The 21,199-nt window shown below is 66.1% G+C and carries 7 protein-coding genes and 1 pseudogene; 4 read left to right on the top strand and 4 right to left on the bottom strand.

The window, feature by feature from the left end:
• Positions 1 to 4 precede the first annotated feature (4 nt).
• On the bottom strand, positions 5 to 904 hold the full coding sequence (locus AC1POX_RS20765) for a BPSS1780 family membrane protein (RefSeq protein ID WP_029820758.1): 900 nt from the start codon (positions 902 to 904) through the stop codon (positions 5 to 7).
• A 59-nt stretch (positions 905 to 963) separates the two neighbouring features.
• Positions 964 to 1,716 (bottom strand): glutamine amidotransferase, encoded by a 753-nt coding sequence (locus AC1POX_RS20760; protein ID WP_029820757.1) that lies wholly within the window; start codon positions 1,714 to 1,716, stop codon positions 964 to 966.
• Positions 1,717 to 2,186: 470 nt separating this feature from the next.
• On the opposite strand from AC1POX_RS20760, the gene xopAD reads away from it, so the two are divergent.
• Positions 2,187 to 10,844 carry a XopAD/skwp family type III secretion system effector gene (gene xopAD, locus AC1POX_RS20755; protein WP_372356557.1) on the top strand — a complete coding sequence of 2,886 codons (8,658 nt, stop codon included), beginning with the start codon at positions 2,187 to 2,189 and terminating at the stop codon, positions 10,842 to 10,844.
• 402 nt (positions 10,845 to 11,246) lie between these two features.
• Here xopAD and AC1POX_RS20750 read toward each other — a convergent pair whose 3' ends face one another.
• Positions 11,247 to 13,061: a GspE/PulE family protein gene (locus tag AC1POX_RS20750; protein ID WP_372356556.1), complete on the bottom strand. Its 1,815-nt coding sequence runs from the start codon at positions 13,059 to 13,061 to the stop codon at positions 11,247 to 11,249.
• An 89-nt stretch (positions 13,062 to 13,150) separates the two neighbouring features.
• On the opposite strand from AC1POX_RS20750, the gene glyQ reads away from it, so the two are divergent.
• The 3 genes from glyQ to AC1POX_RS20735 all read left to right on the top strand — a co-directional run bounded on the left by glyQ (position 13,151) and on the right by AC1POX_RS20735 (position 18,162).
• Positions 13,151 to 14,059, top strand: coding sequence for a glycine--tRNA ligase subunit alpha (gene glyQ, locus AC1POX_RS20745; RefSeq protein ID WP_008577775.1), 909 nt, complete (start codon positions 13,151 to 13,153; stop codon positions 14,057 to 14,059).
• 318 nt (positions 14,060 to 14,377) lie between these two features.
• Entirely contained in the window at positions 14,378 to 16,573 is a 2,196-nt protein-coding gene (gene glyS / locus AC1POX_RS20740) for a glycine--tRNA ligase subunit beta (RefSeq protein WP_372356555.1), read from the top strand.
• Positions 16,573 to 18,162, top strand: coding sequence for a tetratricopeptide repeat-containing sulfotransferase family protein (locus AC1POX_RS20735; protein ID WP_372356554.1), 1,590 nt, complete (start codon positions 16,573 to 16,575; stop codon positions 18,160 to 18,162). Before glyS ends, AC1POX_RS20735 begins: the two co-directional genes overlap by 1 nt.
• Positions 18,163 to 18,415: 253 nt before the next feature.
• Here AC1POX_RS20735 and AC1POX_RS20730 read toward each other — a convergent pair.
• Positions 18,416 to 21,105: pseudogene (locus tag AC1POX_RS20730) on the bottom strand (TonB-dependent receptor plug domain-containing protein).
• Positions 21,106 to 21,199: the final 94 nt, after the last annotated feature.

The raw sequence follows: 21,199 nt of genomic DNA, 5'->3' as shown, positions 1-21,199 counted from the left end.
GAATTCAAGCAACAAATACATCCGGCCGCGATGGCCGGGCTGGTTGGGCGGCGGCGCCGGCGTGGGTGAACATCTGCTTCCACGCGGCGTAGACCGAACCGGCGAACACCGGCATCAGCACCGCCATCAACAGCAGTTGGGCCAGCCACATCGCCACGGTCTGGCCGGCAATCAGGCCGACGATCAGCGCCACGATCATGACCGCGAAATAGATCGCGAAAATGGCGATGAAGGCCAGGACGAAGAACACCAGCATCGCCGGCAGGTTGTGCAGGCTGGCGCGCAGGCTCTCGCGCAGCGCGTGGCCGCCGGTGCTGCGGTCGAACATGACCTGCGGCGGCATCACGAACAGCGCCAGCGTCATCGCCGCGAAGGTGGCGATGGTCAGCAGCAGCCACAGCAGAATGCGCCCGGCCGGCAGGCTGGCGGCCAGTTGCTCGATCTGCACCGGGTCCGGCTGCGCGCCGGACTGGCTGATCTGGTTGATCTTCACCATTACCTCGGACAACTGCTGCAGCCCGCTGGCGCCGATCATCGCCAGCAGCAGCACGCCCAGCAGCAGGCCGGCGATCAGCTGCGGCAGCAGCGACACCAGCAGGTGCGGCGCGCGGCCGTCCTGCAGGCCATGCAGCAGATGCGACGGTTTGGCGATGCGGCCTTCGTCCACTTCGCGGATGGCCCACAGCAGGCCGCCCATGAACAACGGGCCGGCCAGCACCAGCAGGAACTGCAGAGCCGGGCCCAACAGCGGCACCAGGACCGACAGCGACACCACCAGCGAGGCGGCCACGCTCCAGATCACCCCCATCGAGCCAAGCGCCAGCGGCGCCCGCTTCAACAGCGAGAAACCGGTCAACAGCCACTCTGCGCCGGCAGATGCCGGCACCTTACGAATTTCGCTCATTCCCATTCCGGATCGATACGCGCGCCGGACCATCCGGCGTCACGCGATTATCGCTGCTTTTACGTGTGCGCGGCGGGACGAGCGCTCACGGTTTGCAACCGGCGTGCGTGATGCACGAAGCGGCGCAACAACTTGCGGGCGATGGGGGCGGCGGTGACCTCGCGGGCGACCGTGCGGGCGCAATGTCCGTGGCGGGCAATGCAGTCGGCACGCGCCTGCACATAGCCGCGCATGTGGTGGGTGGCGAATTCGGGGTGGAACTGGACGCCCCAGGTGGCCCGGCCCCAGCGGAAGGCATGGCAGCGGTCCTGCCGGGAGTGCGCCAGCACGATGGCGCCGTCCGGGGCACGCACGACCGTCTGCAGATGGGTGGCATGGGCCGGGAACTGCGGCGGAAGCCCTGCGAATAAAGGATCCTGCTCGGCCGGCGGGTGCAGCTCCAGCGCGATGGTGCCGGATTCGCGCCCGGCCGGGTTGTAGTCGACCTCGCCGCCCAGCGCGTGCGCCAGCAACTGGTGCCCGTAGCAGATGCCCAGTAGCGGCATGCCCTGATGGGCGGCATGGCGCAGCCACTCGGCACTGCGTTCGCTCCAGTCGGCGCGGTCGGTCACGAAGGCGGCCGAACCGCTGACGATGATGCCGGCAAAGTCGGCCGGGTCGGGCAGCGCGTCCCCATTGGCAACGTCGATGGCCACCGTTTCCTGCTCGGCCAGCCCGGCCGCCACGCGGATCCAGTGCGGAAAACGGCCGTATCGCTTCATCTCCGGCACGGGCTGCCCGGTTTCGATGATCAGGAACGGCAAAACGGACATGCGCAAAGATCCGGACACAACAGATGCCCCCGATTGTAGGCGGCAGCGACGCGTTTTTTTTCAAGCGGCACTCCAAGACGCGCGCTGCGGGTCATTGCCGAATGACATGTCCTGATGCCCTCGCAGCGAGATGCGGATGATGGTAGCGGTGGTTGCCGACTGGTGCATGTCCTGGATATCGGCAGACAAACGCAGGGCTGCAATGACAGTGCCTTTGCGCCGTCGCGGTGGTCAGGTCGAGGCAAGGTTCGGCGGGGTTGGTGTGGAAAAGCATCGAATCGTGCATACCCTTCAGAACACTGCGCTTGACGGCAGCGGAGCACGTCGCCGTGCCGGCGTGCTGCATCCCACGCGTTCAATCCATGCAATGTAGTAGGGCCATTGGCCCAATGCGCAGCGGGCGTCGCACACGTCGTCGGCGCTTCGTATTGAAGAAGTCGCTCGCGGGCAGATTGACTAAATTTCCGGGCATGAAAACCCATGCCACCAATTCAAACGCGACACGCACAAACCTGTCTTACGCTCATGAGGAAAAGCCCAGGCTAACGGAGGATCAGGCAGCAGCCAGCAGCAGCGGCACGCATCAACCGCTTGGACGGCCGCCTAGAAAACGGCAGAGGATAGAATCGGATGACCCAGGGGCCTCGACGCGCGACAGGCAGCCCTTTACGGCAAACGCCTTAAAGAAAGAGGAAATCGATGCCAGCGAAGGCGCATGGGACAGGCGCGTTCGGCAGTGGCAGCCGGCTGCCATCAAAAACGCGCGCATCAAAACCGAGCGGTATCCGGACAGGGTGACCGCTGACGTCGGCGCGTCGTCAGCGCAGCATCGACCACAACGATCGTCGCAGCATGGTGGGGAGGTAAAAGCATCTCTTCGACCGCGCGAACAACCCTCCGAATGGTCCGCCAGAAAGCGACCGCGTGAAGAGCAGGCGCCCTCTCGGCAGTCAAAGCGGCCATTCCATGGCATGGGGCTGACCGAGGATCTGCGCAGGGCCGAACATCAGCTGGACTGGGCCGCAAGCAAACGGCTACAGGCACAGCGACTGCAACAGCAGCGACAGTTGAGCGAGCCCCACGGAATCGCTCGCAACCACAATGCGGGTCTGTGCGTGTCGATGGCATATGACAACGAGCTGGCGCCTCGCATGCGTGACGGGATGGCGTTGCCCTTCCTGGAAGAGAGTTTGCATGCGCAAGTCAACGCGAGTCGGCTCGACAAGTACCTCAAGCTGGTTGCCAATGCACAGCGCACCAGGGGGGCAACGCCCCGCGATCTTGATCGTTGCATCGAGCTTGCGGCGCAGTACCTGTCCGGGACCGGATGGTTCGAAGGCGCATCGCTGGCGCAGCTGGCGCATATGGGCAACAAGCTGAGCAAGCACCCGAACCTGCCTGCATGCATGGAGGCAATCGCGTGGATCGCCGGAGAGCTCACCCAGGCCGACGATCTGGTGGGGCTGGGAGGCTACCCCTCAGTTCTGCTTCTGAACGCCTTCTCGAAGAATCTCGACAGCGGCCGGTGTGAACGCGCGGTGGCGCGTGTGGCACGTCATCTGTGGCGTGACGATCACGCCCGACAGGCTCTGAGTGCGCAGCACATCAGCCTGGCACTCAATGCCTTCAGCAAGTGGTCCGAAAACCCGGACTGCCAGGCGATGGCGCACCGGTTTGCCGCGCTTGTCGCCAGCGACTACCACCTGCGTTGCGCCATGGATGCCCAGAGCGTGGCGACCGCGCTCAACGCCCTGTGCAAATGGCCCGACGCGCCGGACTGCGGGAATGCCGTCAGCGCGCTCGCCGAGCGGTTGGCCGACGAGTCCAGATTGCGCAAGGAGCTGAAGCCGCAGGAACTGGGAAACGCACTCAACGCCCTGAGCAAATGGGCCGATACCCCGATCTGTGCGGCGGCCGCCAGTGCGCTGGCCGAACGGCTGGTGGACGATCCCCGGTTGTGCAAGGCCCTGGACCCCATCAACGTGACGCAAGCGCTCAACGCGCTGAGCAAATGGGCCGATATACCGGTGTGTCCGGTGTGTGCGGCCGCCGCCATCGCACTGGCCGAGCGGCTGGCCGACGACCCCGAGTTGCGCAAGGCTCTGAACGCGCGAGGCCTGTCCAACGCGCTCAACGCCCTGAGTAAATGGCCCGACAACGCGGTCTGTGCGGCCGCCGTCGGTGCGCTGGCAGGGCAGCTCGCCGACGATCCCCGGCTGCGCGAGGACCTGGACCGGCAAGGCGTGTCCAACGTGCTCAACGCGCTGAGCAAGTGGCCCGACACTCCCATCTGTGCAGCGGCCGCCAGTGCACTGGCCGAACGCCTGGTCGACGATCCGGAGTTGCGCAAGGATCTGGATCCGCAAGGCGTGGCCAACGCGCTCAACGCGCTGAGCAAATGGCCGGAGACACCGATCTGCGGGCAGGCCGTCAGTGCGCTGGCCGGGCGGCTGGCCCACGATCCCGAGCTGTGCAGGGCGCTGGACCCGATCAACGTGACCCAGGCGCTGGACACGCTGAGCAAATGGCCCGACACGCCGGTCTGTGCGGCCGCCGCCAAAGCGCTGGCCGGGCGGCTGGCCGACGAGAGCGAATTGCGTCATGCCCTCAAGCTGCAAGAAGTGGTCACCGCGCTCCATTCCCTGAGCAAATGGCCCGCCACGCCGGTCTGCGCGGAGGCAGCCTGCGCGCTGGTCGAGCGGTTGGTCGACGATCGCCAGTTGCGCAAGGCGCTGGACGCATACCAAGCTGTCACCACGCTCAAGGCCTTGAGTAAATGGCCTGACAAGCAGGTCTGTGCGGTTGCCGCCAGCGCGCTGGCCGGGCGGCTGGCCGACGAGCGTCGGCTGCGCACGGACCTGGACCGGCAAGGTGTGGTCATCGTGCTCAACGCATTGAGCAAGTGGCCGGACATTACGGTTTGTGCTGAGGCCGTCAACGCGCTGGCCGAGCGTCTGGTCGAAGAGCCCGACCTGCGCAACGCACTTGGCCCGGTCGACGTGACCAACGTCTTGAACGCCTTGATTAAATGGCCGGGCACCGAGGTCTGTGCGGAAGCTGCCCGCATGTTGGCAGGGCGCCTGGTCGGCGATCGCCAGTTACGCAAGGCCTTCAATGCACTGGACGTGGCCAACGCGTTGAATGCCTTGAGCAAATGGCCTGACACCCCGGTCTGTGCCGCTGCCGCCGGTGTGCTGGCCGAGCGGCTGGCCGCCGATCCCGGGTTACGCAAGGATCTCAATCCATTGGACGTGGCCAATGCGCTCAATGCCCTGAGCAAATGGCCCGGCACGCCGGTCTGTGCGGCCGCTGCCAGCGCATTGGCCGCACGGGTGGGCGCCGAACCCAGGTTGCGCAAGGCCTTCGACGCGCAGCAAGTGGCCACCGTGCTCAACGCCCTGTGCAAATGGCCCGACAACCAGGCCTGTGCGGCGGCCGCCAACACCTTGGCCGAGCGACTGAGACGCGAGCCCGACGTGCGCGACGTGCTCAAGCCGCGAGAAATGACCAACGCGCTTAACGCCCTGAGCAAATGGCCCGACACGCCGGCCTGTGCGGGCGCCGCCAGCGCGCTGGCCGCACGGGTGGCCCACGATCCCAGGTTGCGCGAGGCCTTCGACGTGCAGCAAGTGGCCACCGTGCTCAACGCCCTGAGCAGATGGCCCGACAACGCGGCCTGTGCGGCCGGCGGCGGCGCGCTGGCTGAGCGCTTGGCCGACGAACCCGCGTTACGCCACGCTCTGACCGCGCATGGCGTGGTCACCGTGCTCAACGCCCTGAGCAAGTGGCCCGACAACGCGGCCTGTGCGGCCGCCGCCAGTGCGCTGGCCGAGCGGCTGGTCGACAATCCGGAGTTGCGCAAGGCCCTGAGTCCGCATCGCATGGCCACTGCGCTCAACGCGCTGTGCAAATGGCCGGGCATGCCGGTCTGCGCAGCCGCTGCCAGCGCGCTGGCAGAGCGGCTGACCGACGATCCCGACCTGCGCAAGGCGCTGGACGCTTCCAGTCTGGCCCAAGTGCTCAATGCCCTGAGCAAATGGCCGGACGTGCCGGTCTGTGGCAAGGCGGTCAACGCGCTGGCCCAGCGATTGGTCGACGATCCCGAGCTGCGCAATGCGCTCGACCCGTTCGGGGTGGCCAATACGCTCAACGCCCTGAGCAAATGGCCCGAGATGCCGGTCTGTGCGGCCGCCGTCGACGCGCTAGCCGCGCGGCTGGCCAACGATCCCGGGTTGCGCAGGGATCTGGATCCGCAGGGCCTTGGCAACGCACTCAACGCCCTGAGCAAATGGCCCGACGCGCCGGTCTGCGCTGCCGCCGCTAGCGCACTGGCCGAGCGGCTGACCAACGATGCCGGCTTGCGTCGCGCCTTCGACCCTATCAACGTGAGCCAAGCGCTCAATGCCCTGAGCAAATGGCCCGGCACGCCCGCCTGCGAGACCGCCATCGACGTCCTGGCGGCGACGCTGGCCGACGATCCCGATTTGCGCAAGGCCCTGGACCCGCAAGGCGTGGCCGTCGCGCTCAACGCACTGAGCAAATGTCTCGCCAGGCCGGTGTGCCAGTCGGCATTCGTGCTGGTCGCCGAGCGTGCAGGCTCGGCCGAGCTGCCCTGGCGGCAGTTCCAGATGCGGGGGATCGCGGTGGTGGCCAACGCGATGTCCCGCCTGCTGCCCCTGGACGATGAGGACGATGAGCAGTTCCAGACCCTGGGTGTCGCCAAGCTGCAGGCGATGGCCGGGCACCTGGATGTGCATCGCGAGCGGTTTGCGTCCGCGTCGGCCGCCGACATCGGTGTGCTCTTCAAGGCCCTTGCATCGGCGCGGCTGCAGCGCCAGATGCGTCCGCTGGGACAACCGGCGCTGGAGCGGGTGTCGATCCTGATCGGGGACGACGGATTACGCCAGACCAGCCTTGAGGGGATCGGCAGCCTCTGCATGGGACTGTTGCCGCTGATCCGCAGTCCGGAGTTGGCCCCTCGCCATCGGGGCCAGGCATTGCACGTGTTCGATACGTTGCAGCCCATCGTCGCGCGCAAGATCGAGCTGTACCTGCGCGGCGACGGCGCGCGCGCGTCGGCCGACATCGAACAGCATGCCACGCGCTGCCCGGCGCTGACCTTCTACCAGGTGCTCAAGGCCTACGCGGTGGTGAGCCGGCAGTGGAAAGCGCGCCATCTGGACGGCCCGCGCAAGCAACTGCGCCAGCGCCGCGACGAACTGGTGAAGTGGGTGGACCTGACGCTGGCGCGCACGCGCGAGGCGATCGAGGCGGACCTGGGCGAGATGAGCTGGAACCTGATCGCGCAGATCGAGGCCGGCGACCGGATGTTCGACGCCCTGGACCTGCGCATGGCCAAGGACGCGCCGGCCATTACCCAGGCCCATCCACCGACCCGCTTCGACCTGGACAGTGGGCGCTTGAGCATGGCCTCGGTTCCCGGCCGGCCGGTGGCGCCGGCGCCCGGCCACGGCAGCACGACCCATGTGGTGGTCGATCTGGTGGGCAAGGAGCTGTCGACCAACCGTGCCGAATCGGACAAGCCGTATTCGCTGTTTGCGCGCCTGACCGGGCTGCCACTGGTGGAGGTGCAATTGCCTGGTGAGCTATCGACCTTCATGCTGGCGCGGACGTTCAACTACAACGGCGAGCCCTGGCGCTTCGACATGTTCGGCGGCAGTCGCGCCGCGCGCAGCAAATCCGGTAGCAGCAGTCTGGTGATGTCTCACAGGAAGGAGTCGGCGTCGCTGTTGCCGGCGTTCCGCTATGCCGACACTGCCCCGGGCAGCAGCCTGATGCACCTGGCGGCCAAGCTCGCTCCGCAACGCGAGGACTGGTCGCGCATGCAGCGCTCGCTGCTGGAGATGGTGCCCAGCGACCATGTCGTGGAAGGCACGCTGCGCCTGGGCGTGTTCGATGACGTCGAGGGCCCTGCGCATCCGTTCAAGCCGTTGGCCGTGGATGGCACGGCCCTGGCGTTGTGCCCCAACGATGGCTGCGGCTTCCTGAAACTGGAGGTGGCCTTGGCCATTCCGGCCTTCCGCAAGCATTACGAGGCCTGGCACGCGGTGCAGGCGAACCAGGCCACCGAGGAGCAGCGCGAGCTGGTGGCCAAGGACAAGGGTCCTTCGCTGATGCCGGCGCAGGCGCTGCAGCATTACCCGCGCGATGCGGCGGCGCTGGAAGAGGCGCACGCGGCGCTGCAGGACCGGCTGCAGACACTGGAGCCGACAGGCGATGATCCGCTGTGGGTGTACAGGCCGCTCATCGGCGGTGGCTACCAGGGTCAGCGGGTGCGGGCGGTGCCGTCGGCCGACGACAAGGTGCATCTGCCGCAGCAGCGCAGCCAGGCCTTCGACGTCGCGGGCGGCCCTTTGCTGCTCGGCAAGCCTCCCTACGACAAGGAGAATCTGCTGCCGGTGCCGGAGCAGCGCATCGCCACCGTGGCCCAGGGCGATGCCACCGCCGCGTTCCTCTCCCAGTGCTTCGGCATCCAGTACAGCTACACCGGTTTCGATGATCGTTCCGGCGTCGATCCGCAGATGCTGCACAGCAAGGGCATGCTGGTGGTGGTGCCGGAGCAGCAGTGGCCGGCCGCGTTCAGCGACACCGACCTGGCCTGCTCCAAGGAAGATCTGAAGACGCTGTCGTGCTGGACAAACGGCCGTGACCGCGGTGCCTTGCCGCGCGATATCCTCAGCACCGGCAGCCTGCGGCTCAAGGACATCGTGGAGCCTGGGCGCCTGGGCGCACTGCCGATCGACGAGTTGCGCAAACGCGACATGGACACCGATGGCGACGACGCCTTCATCTACGCAGGCTATCCCAAGCTGGCTGCGCTGATTTCGCGGGTGATGGATCGCAAGGCCAGGCTCGGTCGGCAAAAGTCCTTCAAGCCGCCGAAGACGGCCACGCCGGCCATCGATCCGGTGACCGGTCACTACCAGCCCGGGCGGCTGGCCGAGATCATGGCCCTCAAGCGCGGTCAGCGCATCACCTCGGCGGCCGCCACGCTGGCGGCGCGCTTCATGGGGCAGCCGAACGAACTGCGCGAAGCGATGGCGCGCGACATGATGTTCGGCACCTACGATGGCATCGAGCGCGGCTTGCGCAACGGTTTGCGCGAGCTGCTCGAAGAGCCGGTCCGCGATCCGGTGGTGTTGGCCACGCTGCGCGTGCAGGCGCGCGAGGCGATCGAACGCGCCCACCTGCCCGAGGCGCGTGAAGCTGCCGAGTTGCTGCACGCGCAGCTGCTTGCGCTTGAGACGGACCCGGCCGCCGACAGCGACGCCCCGGCGTTGCCCGACGCCCTGGCGGAGGCGTTTCCCGGCCTGGCCAAGGCCTACGACGCCGCTTCTGGCGTGGATGCGCGCATCCACGCCATCCTGGACAACTACCCGGTGTGCCGGCTGTCGCATGCGCAGTTCCCGGACGGGCAACCCGGGCTCGTCCCCGGCGAGCCGGAACTGACCATGCGCAACCTGTTCACCATCGCGATCAAGGTCGGCACCGATGCGCTGAAGTCCGACACCGGCACGGCGCTGTTCGCCAAGATCGTGGAGGCCTGCGAACGGGCCGAGCGGGGCTTCGCCGAGCGGGTCCGCAACGTGCCCTACAGCAGGGCAACCGCCCGGGCCATGCAGGACGGGCGCTTCGATCCCGAACAGACCAAGCTGCTGCTGCAGCGCATGCCGTCGATGGCCGCCGGCGTCATGGAAGACGCGCTCGAGGCACTACAGCAGGCCGGCTGGATCGCCCGGTCGCAGCCGCCGGCCGAGCGTCTGCGCGACGTGCAGCCGCAGGACATTGCGCTCAAGGCACAGGCCTTGCTCAGGCGCGCTCGCCAGATGGAGCCGCAGGTCACCGACATGCTGCAGAACATCGCCGCGCGCCATGGTGGGCAACTGGCCGGCACGCAGCATCAACTGAAGTCCTACGGCTCGTTGCAGGACAAGCTCAAGCAGCGGATGGCGCTGAAGAAGCAGCCGTTGGACGAGGCGGCAGCCAGCGTCAACGACGCGCTGCGCTACAGCGTGGTGCTGGAACCGCAGGGCTTTACCGCCGGCCTGCGCGCCGTGCTGGCCGCACTGGACGATCAGGGCCATGCACGGGTCAAGCTGACCAATCAATTTACTGAATACCCGCCAGTCTTCAAGGCCATCAATGTCACGCTGCGCAGCCCTGAGGGTGCGCTATGGGAGATCCAGTTCCACACCCCGGAGACCTTCGCGCTGAAGGAGCGCTTCCACGATCTGTACAAGCACGCCCATGCGCTGGCGCTTGGCGGCGCATCGCGGGCCGAGCAGCGCAAGCTACAGGCGCCTGCGCTGGAGGCCTTCAAGCGTGTGGCCTCGCCGCCGGGGTGCGAGGAGATCGACGACTGGCAGGAAGAGACCGTGCCGGCGTTGGCAAGCACGCCGCCGGCGCTTGCCTCCGAACAGAACGCCGTCAATACAGGCGCATCGCCGGCACACAGCGTGTTCCATGCCGCCACACGCAAGCAGGCGTCGCTGACGCCGGTGCTCGACACGCTGGCCGACGGCTTGGGCGCGCGGGTCTGGGGCAACGTGCGCTACAACGCCAGCCAGGGCCGGATCGAGCAGGTGCAACACGACCCGTTCCAGAAATCGGTCGCCTCGATCAAGGACAAGATCCGGCGCCATCAGCGCGCCGGCATGACAACAGAACAGGCCACGCAACGCGTGGGCGATGCGCTGCGCTATGCGCTTGAGTTGCCGTCCGAGGGTTTTGTGGCGAAGGTGCAGGCGGCCCAGGACGCACTGCGTCGGCACGGGATGACGTGCGTGAAGCTGCAGAATTACTTTACCTCGGGAGATGGCACCTACCGGGGCATCAATGCCAGCTTCACCGATGCCGAGGGCTACGCGTTCGAAGTGCAGTTCCACACGGCCGAGAGCTTCAACGCCAAGGCGCAAACGCATCTGTCCTACAAGCGGATGCAGTTGGCGCAGACACGCCTTGACAAGGAGCGGCAAAAACCCCGGCCCGATCCGGTCAGGCAGGCAAAACTGACGCAGGAAATCGCAGGGCACAGACAGGCGATGCACGAGATGACGGCCAGGGTGAGCAAGCCCGCCCACATCGAGCGCCTCGGAGGCCGCGCATGAGGATCCATCAACGCGCAAGACCTCGCGAATCTGCGGCTCTCAAGCCGGTTTAGCTGTGCGCCGGACGTTATCTCCGCCCTCAAGGCACGAGCGCCGTGTGCCACTGGGGCGGGAATCACGCGCGTGCGGCTCGCAGGCGCGGGCGAACGCGTCGATCGCCGTCATTGCGATGGACCGCGACGTGTGCGAGACCGGCGTGCACTCCGGAGGCGTTGCTGCATGCATGCATGCATGCAACGCAACCGTGCACCTGAGCGAACACGAGCACCCGGCAGGGATCGGTCCTGCCGCCAGCACAGCAGTTTTCAACGAATCCCGCCGGCCCTCGACGCCTCGCCGCGTCGAAGGTCCCTACGGATCATGCGCGCGCAAGCGGCGTGGTCGTCAGGACGAAGGAGGCGTCTATTCGCGCGGCGGCAACACCGACAGCACTTCTTCGATGGTGGTCAGCCCGGCGGCGACCTTCTCCAGGCCGGTGCGGCGCAACGTGCGCAGGCCTTCGCCGCGGGCAGCCTGGCTGAAGCTGGCAAGTTCCGTGTCGGGGCGGATGAGGGTACGCAGGCGCGGGCTGACCGGCAGCAGTTCGTACAGGCCCACCCGGCCCAGGTAACCGGTGCGGCGGCATTCCAGGCAACCGACCGGTGCGTGCACGTTGAGCGGTTCCGGCAGCGCCTCGCCTGGCTCGCGGATGGCCGACCAGTCGGCATCGCTGAGCGTGTGCGGGCGCTTGCAATGCACGCACAGCGTGCGCACCAGCCGCTGCGCCAGCACGCCGTTGAGGGTGGAGGCCACCAGGTAATGCGGCACGCCCAGGTCGAGCAGGCGGGTGATCGCCGAGGCGGCATCGTTGGTGTGCAGCGTGGACAGCACCAGATGCCCGGTGAGCGAAGCCTGCACCGCCATCTGCGCGGTTTCCAGGTCGCGGATTTCGCCGATCATGATGATGTCCGGGTCCTGGCGCAGCAGCGTGCGCACGCCGCTGGCGAAATCCAGGTCGATGTTCTGCTGCACCTGCATCTGGTTGAATTCCGGCGCGATCATCTCGATCGGGTCTTCCACGCTGCACACGTTCACATCCGGCGTGGCCAGGCGCTTGAGCGTGGAATACAGCGTGGTGGTCTTACCCGAGCCGGTGGGGCCGGTGACCAGCACGATGCCGTGCGGGCGCTCGACCAGCGCGCTCCAGCCGGCGGCCTCTTCCGGACTGAAGCCGAGCTGCTCGATGCTCTTGAACGCCGAATCCGGGTCGAAGATGCGCATCACGCACTTCTCGCCGAAGGCGGTGGGCATCGTGGACAGGCGCATTTCCACCTCGCGCCCACCCGGCGAGCGGGTCTTGATGCGGCCATCCTGCGGGCGACGGCGTTCGGCCAGATCCATGCGCCCGAGCACCTTGATGCGGCTGACCACGGCGGTCATCACCGAGGGCGGCACTTCCAGCACCTTGTGCAGCACGCCATCGATGCGGAAACGCATGCGTCCGGCCTCGCGCCGCGGTTCCAGATGGATGTCGCTTGCCCGCTGTTCGTAGGCGTACTGCAGCAGCCAGTCGACGATATGCACGATGTGGTGGTCGTCGGCATTGACGTCGCCGGCGCGGCCCAGTTCCACCAGCTGTTCGAAGCTGGGCAGGCCCGCGTTTGATTCGGTGCTGCGCGCATCGCCACGCGCGCCGCGCACCGATTGGGTCACGCCGAAGAACTCCATCGTGTAGCGATGCAGATCCAGCGGGTTGATCAGCGCCAGCTCGATGCGGCGCCGGCTCAGGTGTTGCACGTCGGCCAGCCAGTCCAGCGCCAACGGCTCGCTGGTGGCGATCAGCACGCGCTCGGCATCCAACGCCAGCGGCAGGATGCGGTGGCGGCGCGCGTAGGCGTGCGAGACCACGCCGGTGACGGCGGCCACATCGATGCGGGTGGGGTCGATGCGCAGATAGCGCAGCCCGGTGCGGGTGGCCAGCCATTCGGTGAGCCGTTCCAGGCCCAGCTCGCCGGCCGGCGGCTGCGCGGCGTGCAATTTCAGATTGGCCAGCAGCACCAGCGGATGCACATCGCTGGCGGTGCGCGCGCCGCTGGCGGAGAACTGCACGCGCTCGTGTTCGTGCGGTACCACCATGCCGTCGGCCAGCAGGGCCGCGGCCACCGGGTCGAACATCAGCCGGCCGCGCGGCAGCAGTGCCACGGCGTTATCCGGGTCGGCGGTACGCCGCTGTTCCATGCGTGTTTTCCCCAGCAGCGGTGCTGCGCGGCAAAGCGCCGCGGGTCGGCCGGTATACTAGCGCACCCCTTCCGTACGGCCTTTGCTGCATGTCCGATTCCCGGCGCGTTCCAATCACTTTCCAGGGCCTGATCCAGACCCTCAACCAGTACTGGGCCGAGCAAGGCTGCGTGCTGATCCAGCCGCTGGACCTGGAAGTGGGCGCGGGCACGTTCCATCCGGCCACGTTCCTGCGCGCGCTGGGGCCCGAGCCGTGGAATGCGGCGTACGTGCAGCCTTCGCGCCGTCCCACCGATGGCCGCTATGGCGAAAATCCCAATCGCCTGCAGCGTTATTACCAGTACCAGGTGGCGATGAAGCCCAACCCGGACAACATCCAGGACCTGTACCTGGGCTCGTTGCAGGCGCTGGGCATCGACCCGTTGGTGCACGACCTGCGCTTTGTCGAAGACAACTGGGAATCGCCCACGCTCGGCGCCTGGGGCCTGGGCTGGGAAGTCTGGCTCAACGGCATGGAAGTGACCCAATTCACCTACTTCCAGCAGGCCGGCGGGCTCGAATGCAAGCCGGTGCTGGGCGAGATTACCTACGGCCTGGAACGGCTGTGCATGTATCTGCAGAGCTGCGACAACGTCTACGAGCTGGTGTGGACCTACGGCCCGGACGGCGCCGCGGTGACGTACGGCGATGTGTACCACCAGAACGAGGTGGAGCAGAGCACCTACAACTTCGAGCACGCCAATGTGGCCGAGCTGTTCCATCGCTTCGACGCCTGCGAAGCCGAAGCCAGGCATCTGGTCGAGGTCGGCCTGCCGCTGCCGGCGTACGAGCAGGTCACCAAGGCCAGCCACGCCTTCAACCTGCTGGATGCACGCCGCGCGATCAGCGTGACCGAACGCCAGCGCTACATCCTGCGCGTGCGCGCGCTGGCCCAGGGCGTGGCGCAGGCGTACTACGCCCAACGCGAGAAGCTGGGATTTCCTGGTGTGAAGAAATAACCGAGAGCCCCTCTCCCACCGGGAGAGGGGGTGGGGTGAGGGTCGGGGCGTAGCCCTCATGCACCCAACCTCCACAGGGCTTCGCCCGTCCCCTCATCCGCCTCTGCGGGGCACCTTCTCCCCCATGAAGGGGGACAATGTCCCGCAGGGAGAAGGGACTAGCGAGCCCCTCTCCCCTCGGGAGAGGGGTTGGGGTGAGGGGACGAGGCGCAGCCCTCATGCACCCAACCTTCCACAGAGCTTCGCCCGTCCCCTCATCCGCCCCTTCGGGGCACCTTCTCCCGCAGGGAGAAGGGACTACGCAAAGGTCCATGTCATATGAGCGAACAACTTCCCCTGCTGATCGAACTGGGCACCGAAGAGCTGCCGGTCAAGGCGCTGCCGGGTCTGGCGCAGGCCTTTTTCGATGGCGTGCTGAGCGGCCTGGAAAAGCGCGGCGTTGCCGTCACCCGCGGCGATGCCAAGCCGCTGTCCACCCCGCGCCGTCTGGCGGTGCTGCTGCCGGGCGTGGCCACCGAGCAGCCGGAGCAGCGCTCGGAAGTGCTGGGGCCGTATCTCAACATCGCCCTCGACGCCGAAGGCCAACCGACCAAGGCATTGGCCGGTTTCGCCGCCAAGGCCGGTATCGACTGGACCGCGCTGGAACGCACCAGCGACGCCAAGGGCGAGCGTTTCGTGCATCGCGCAGTGACGCCGGGCGCGCGCACGGCCGACTTGTTGTCGGAGATCTTGCGCGAGGCCATCGCCGCGATGCCCATCCCCAAGCCGATGCGCTGGGGCGCGCACGAGTACGCCTTCGCACGGCCGGTGCAATGGTTGGTGCTGTTGTTCGGCAGCGAGGTGATTCCGGCCGAGTTGCTGGGCGTACGCGGCGACCGCATCACGCGCGGGCACCGCTTCATGCATGGGGGCGCAGTGTCGCTGGCGGCACCCGGCGACTACGTCGATGCGCTGCGTGCGGCGCACGTGCTGGTGGATCCGGACGCGCGCCGTGCCCGCATCGTCGACGAAGTGCAGGCGGCCGCCAGGCAGGCCGGCGGCAGCGCACGCATCAGCGACGACAACCTGGAGCAGGTGGTCAACCTGGTCGAATGGCCGGCGGCGGTGCTGTGCAGTTTCGAACGCGATTTCCTGGCGGTGCCGCAGGAAGCGCTGATCGAAACCATGGAGATCAACCAGAAATTCTTCCCGGTGCTGGACGACGGCGGCACCTTGACCGAGCAGTTCATCGGCATCGCCAACATCCACTCCAAGGACGTGGCCGAAGTGGCCAAGGGCTACGAACGCGTGATCCGTCCGCGCTTTGCCGACGCCAAGTTCTTCTTCGACGAAGATCTCAAGCAGGGCCTGCAGGCGATGGGCGAAGGCCTGTCCAGCGTCACGTATCAGGCCAAGCTGGGCAGCGTGGCCGACAAGGTCGCGCGCGTGGCGGCGCTGGCCGAGGCGATTGCACCGCAGGTCGGTGCCGACCCGGCGCAGGCACGGCGTGCTGCGGAATTGGCCAAGAACGACCTGCAATCGCGCATGGTCAACGAATTCCCGGAGCTGCAGGGCATTGCCGGCCGCCATTACGCCAAGGCCGCCGGCGAACCGAGCGAGATTTCGCTGGCCATCGACGAGGCCTACCAACCGCGTTTTGCCGGCGACGACATCGCACTGTCGCCGCTGGGCAAGGTGCTGGCGATTGCAGAACGGCTGGATACCTTGGCCGGTGGCTTTGCGGCCGGGTTGAAGCCGACCGGCAACAAGGACCCGTTCGCGCTGCGGCGCAATGCGTTGGGGTTGGCGCGGACGGTGATTGAGAGTGGGTTTGATCTGGATTTGAAGGCGACGCTGGTGGCTGCGGTCAAGTTGCTGCCGTGGGATCGCCTTGTCAGAAAAGCCAAGCTAACCAGCGAAGAAACGATTTCCGATATCGACACCACGCAGTACGCGCAGCTTGCCCAAGAAATCTTCGACTTCATCCTCGACCGCCTACGCGGCTATTACGCCGACAAGGGCGTACCTGCAACGCATTTCAACGCGGTCGCCGCATTGTTCTCCGTCACGTCCGAAGCCGTGCCGACACCGACCAGCGTAGGAGCGCACCCGGGCGCGACCCACGGATCGCTCTACGACTTCGACCGCCGCATCGATGCCATCGGCATCTTCGCCACGTTGCCCGAAGCCGACGCGTTGGCCGCGGCGAACAAGCGCATCCGCAATATCCTGCGCAAGGTCGAGGGCGAGATCCCCGGCGACATCGACACCAGCCTGCTGCGCGAACCGGCCGAACAAGCGCTCGCCGAAGCGGTGGAAGCGGCCATCGGCGACACCGGCGATGCCTTGCATCGTCACGACTATGTCGCCGTGCTCGCACGCCTGGCACGCCTGCGTCCGCAGGTGGATGCGTTCTTCGACGGCGTGATGGTCAACGCCGACGACCCGCAGCTACGTGCCAACCGGCTCGCACTGCTGAAGAAGCTCGGCGACCGCCTCGGCAGCGTCGCCGCCATCGAGCATCTGTCCAGCTGATGTCCAGGTCGGCGGGCGCGCTGCACTGGCAGGCCGCCCAGGCCGCGTTGGCGCGGCGCGACCTGGGCGTGGCAGCGTCTGCATTGCAGGCGCTGCTGGAGGTGGAACCGACGCATGTGGCTGCACGCGTGCTGCTGGCCGGCACCGTGTTGGCCAACGGCCGCATGCGCGAGGCCGTGACGCAACTCCAGCTGGCCGCTCGCGATGTGGGCGACGATGTGGCGATGCGTTGCCGTGTGGCGCAGGCCTTGTTGCGCGTGGGCGAACATCGCGTGCTGCACGCGCTGCTGCGGCATCCCTCGGTGACGCAGTGCCGCGACGGCGCGACCTTGGCTTTGCTTGCACACGTGCACCAGTCCTTGGGCGAACACGTCGAGGCACTGGCGATGATGCAGCGCGCACAGGCGTGCGGATTCGATGGTCCGGACTTCCGTTTTTTTCTTGCGGTGCAACTGCAGTTCAATGGGCGCCTGGATGAGGCGGCGCAGGCCTTGGAGCAGACCCTGGCGCTGTCGTCCGGCTACGGTCGTGCAGCGCTCGCGCGTGCGCGGCTGCGCCGTCAGACCACCGGCAGCAACCATGTCGCGCAATTACGTCAGCAATTGCAGCTCGCCAAACCCGACAGTGAAGATCGTGCCGGGCTGGCCTTCGCGTTGTACAAGGAGCTGGAGGACCTGGGCGACACCGCTGCCGCCTGGGACGCGCTGCAGCACGGCAATGCAGTGATGCATGCACGTCTGCGCCACGATGCCGATGCCGAGGCAGCGCTGTACGCGCAACTGGGTGACCTGGCTGCGCGGGGCGTGTTCGCAGCGCAAGGCACCGGTGCCTTACAAGGTCCGCAGCCGATCTTCGTGCTCGGCCTGCCGCGCTCGGGCACCACGGTGCTGGAGCGCATGCTGGGCAATCATTCGCAGGTCGTTTCGGCCGGCGAATTGAACGACTTCGGTCATCAGTTGCGTTGGGGCGCCGATCAGGCCGGGCGCAGTCTGCTGGACGCGCCGCTGTTGCAGGCGCTGCCCACGCTGGATTATGCGCAGATTGGCGCGCGGTATCTGCAACAAACGCAGTGGCGTGCCGGATCGGCGCGCTGGTATATCGATAAATTGCCGGCCAATGCGGTGGCGATCGGCGCGATTGCGCGCGCACTGCCGGGTGCACTGATCGTGCACCTGGTGCGCGAGCCGATGGCGGTATGTTTTTCCAATTACCGCGCGCTGTTCGGCGATTCGTATGCCTACAGTTACGACCTGCACACACTGGCGCGTCATTATCAGGCGTATCACGGCTTGATGGCGCAATGGCGCGCTGCATTGCCGGGCCGGGTGATCGATGTGGACTACGCGCAGATGGTGCGCGATCCATCCACGGTGCTGCAGCAGTTGATGGCATATTGCGGGCTGGACATCGAGCCGGGGCAAATCGACATCACGCGCAATGCCGCAGCGTCGGCCACGCTGAGCAGCGTGCAGGTGCGCGAGGGCGTGCACAGCCGCAACGTGGAGGAATGGCGCCGCTATGCAGTCCAGCTGGAGCCTTTGCGGCAGGCGTTGTCGCAGGCGGGTCTGCTCGATGCTGGCGTGCATTGACAGCAGCCATTAGGTCTTGGGCGGCGCATCAGACGCGCTGCGAGCACGTTTCATCGGCCTCCAGTTCGATGCGCGCCGAAGCAGTCGCCCCGATGGACAGCGGTTGCGCCAGCCGGGTCTGCTTGCGCAACGCCGTTACTGCGTGCTCTGGCATGCAGGCGAGCAACAGTGCCGCAGCTGCCTCGCAAGTCCAAAAACGCCAGCGGCAGCCGTATTGGCTGCCGCTGGAGGTACGCATGCACAGTGCTGTGGATCAATGCGCGCCGAAGCGCCAGTTCAATTCCAGCATGTAGGAACGGCCGTAGCCGGTGTAGTTGAAGATGTTGTAGTACGGGTAGCTGGTGTAGGTGCGGTCACGCGGCGGACGGGTATTGGCGAGATTGTTGACCGTTGCCGTCAGCGAGATATCGTCGCTGATCGCGTAGTCCAGCGTTGCATTGAACGTGGTCCACGCGCCGACCTTGCGTGCTCCTTCCACTGCGTAGCCGTCGGTACTCTGCTGCGACAGAAAGTTCGGGGTGCGGCCGTAGCGCTGGCCGAACAAGGTGGTCGTCCACGCATCCTTCTGCCAGGTGACCGAGGCATTGGCGATGGTGCGGAACTCGGAGGAGAAGAACGGTTCGCTGAGCAGGTCGCGTACCGGGTCCTGGGGGAATTGCTGGCTTTCGTGCTTGAGGGTCGCGTTGTACTGCGCGTCGAACACGAACAGGCCCCAGGATTCGGTCGCCAGGTTGTACGTCGCCTTGGTGAGCACACCGGAGATTTCCTCGTTGGAAATATTCACCGGATTGATGCGGATGCTGCTCAGGCGATTGGGCACCGGTGCATCGGGCCCGGTCCGATCGATCCGCGAAAGCGCGTCCACGCAGGTAGGCGAATTGATGTCCAGGCTGCCCAGGCGGCACGCCGATTCGGTCTGCAGCAGATTGTCGGTGCTTAGATCGCTGACCTTCTGGTCGATCTTGATGTTGTAGTAGTCGGCATTGACGCTGAAGCGTGCGCTTGGCGACCACACCACGCCGGCGCCCCAGGACTTGGCCGTGATCGACTTCAGGTCGCGATTGCCGGCCCGGCGTCCTGAAATCGTGGTGCCAGCGTAGGTGCAATCGGCGATCGGCACGCCCGGTTCTTCCACCGCGCAACGGTAGTAATCGTTGACGCCCTGGAAGAAGCCGCTGTCGCCGGCAAAGCTGAAGGCCATGTCCGGCGCCTTGAAGGCGGTGGCGTAGTTGCCGCGGAACAACAGCGAGTCGATCGGGCGGAATTCCAGTGCCGCCTTGTAGGTGAATTTGGAATCCCCACCGCCCCCTGGTTCTTGTAGTCGTCGTAGCGACCAGACAGGTTGGCGGTCAACGTGCTCAGGATCGGGATCCGCGTTTCGAAGGCGGCCGCCCAGTTGTCGCGCTTGCCGCTGCCTTGGGTGCCGGTCAGCTGATAGAAGTCGCCGGCGATGACACGCGGGTCGGTCGGGTTGGTCCAGTACTGATTGCCTGCCTGCAACACGCCGGCGATGCCAACAGCGCCGGCCGGCAGGTTGAACAGCTCGGTGTTGGTCAGCTGCAGGTTGACGTTCTGGGTCCAGGTTCTGGACTTGGTACGGATTTCGTCGTTGAAGCTGCGGTACTGCGCCGGCGTCAACGCGCGATAGAAGTTGGCATCGTTGGGCGAGTAGATCGGGTAGCCGTAGTACTCGCCTTGCGGTGCACCGAGGAATTGTTCGCGGAAGAAGTCTTCGATGCGATCGGCCAGCGGCCATTGCTGGCGGCTGTCGATGCGGTATTCCGAACGGGCGTAATAGGCATCGTAGGTCCAGTTGCTGGCGCCCAGGCCGCCCTTCAGGCCAATTGCGATGTTGTAGGAATCGGCGGTCTGGCGCTGATTGTTGAAATTCAGATTGCCGGTTTCTTCCGGCGCAAAGATGCGCTGATAGCTTTCCAGCTGCTGGCTGTCCTGGTTGTAGAACAGACCGCCGGTGTCAGAAGAGGCCTGCCAGAACTGCGAGCCACTGTTGACTTCGACCTTGGTGCGGTTGAGCAGCAGGGTCGAATACAGCTCGGCGTTGTCGTTGAATGCATAGCTCAGGTTGGCATAGCCGCTGGCGCTGCGCTCCTTGTTGAGGATGCTGGCATAGCCAGGCTCGGCACGGCTGCTGCAGAAGTTGCCACGGTTGGCACGGTTGTCGTATTGCACCGAACCGTTGAACAGCGCGCCCAGCGCGGCGCAGTTGTCGGCACCGGGGTCGATGTAGGTGCGCGGTGTGTTGTGCAGCGCGATGCGCGAGCCGTAGCGCAGGGTCGGGTCCGGGTTGTCGTTGGTGGAATCGAAATCGCGCCGCTGAAAACCGTAGATCGGGTCCTGATTATTGAGCTGCAGCCCCCACACGATATTGGCGCCGCCGATCTCGTTGCCGCCGGTGAGCTGAAAGCGCTGGTTGTTGCCGCCGCCACCATCGTAGGTGCCCATGCGGTAGTTCATCTGCACGCCGTCCATGCGCTTTTTCAGGATGATGTTGACCACCCCGGCGATGGCGCTGGAACCGTAGATCGAGGACTGGTTGCCGGGCGCAACGTCGATACGCTCGACCATGCCGACCGGCACGCTGGCCAGATCGACGAAGTTGCTTTGGCCGTTATAGAGCAGCGGGTAGTCGGCCATGGGCCGGCCATCGATGAGCACCAGGGTGAAGCCCGGGTCCAGTCCGAGCAGGCTCAACGACTTGGCGCCCGGAGTAAAGCCGCCGCTGAACTGGCCGTCCTGTACCGAGCCAGTGGCCATCGGCTGCGAGCGCAGCACGTCGTAGACGTCCTTGAAGCCGCGGCGCTGGATGTCCTGGGCAGTGATCGAAAACACCGGGGTCGCGGTTTCGATCTGGGAGCGGGGGATCAACGAACCTGTCACGGTGACCTTGTCCAACTGGGTCACGTCACCTTGCTCTTGTGCCATCGCAAGCGATGGCATCGTCAGGGCGGTGCATACGGCGGTAACCAGCAAACGACGCTTCATGAAACAGACCTCTCTCTCAAGGTGTAAACGGGCG

The sequence above is a fragment of the Xanthomonas sp. NCPPB 3442 genome, from assembly GCF_056725145.1.
Note: the sequence above shows the minus strand (reverse complement) of the source record. Positions and strands in the feature narration are given on the sequence as shown.

Excerpts from the sequence above, each read along its gene's own strand:
- AC1POX_RS20765 (WP_029820758.1), bottom strand. The coding sequence starts at position 904 with ATGAGCGAAATTCGTAAGGTGCCGGCATCTGCCGGCGCAGAGTGGCTG.
- AC1POX_RS20760 (WP_029820757.1), bottom strand. The coding sequence starts at position 1,716 with ATGTCCGTTTTGCCGTTCCTGATCATCGAAACCGGGCAGCCCGTGCCG.
- xopAD (WP_372356557.1), top strand. The coding sequence starts at position 2,187 with ATGAAAACCCATGCCACCAATTCAAACGCGACACGCACAAACCTGTCT.
- AC1POX_RS20750 (WP_372356556.1), bottom strand. The coding sequence starts at position 13,061 with ATGGAACAGCGGCGTACCGCCGACCCGGATAACGCCGTGGCACTGCTG.
- glyQ (WP_008577775.1), top strand. The coding sequence starts at position 13,151 with ATGTCCGATTCCCGGCGCGTTCCAATCACTTTCCAGGGCCTGATCCAG.
- glyS (WP_372356555.1), top strand. The coding sequence starts at position 14,378 with ATGAGCGAACAACTTCCCCTGCTGATCGAACTGGGCACCGAAGAGCTG.
- AC1POX_RS20735 (WP_372356554.1), top strand. The coding sequence starts at position 16,573 with ATGTCCAGGTCGGCGGGCGCGCTGCACTGGCAGGCCGCCCAGGCCGCG.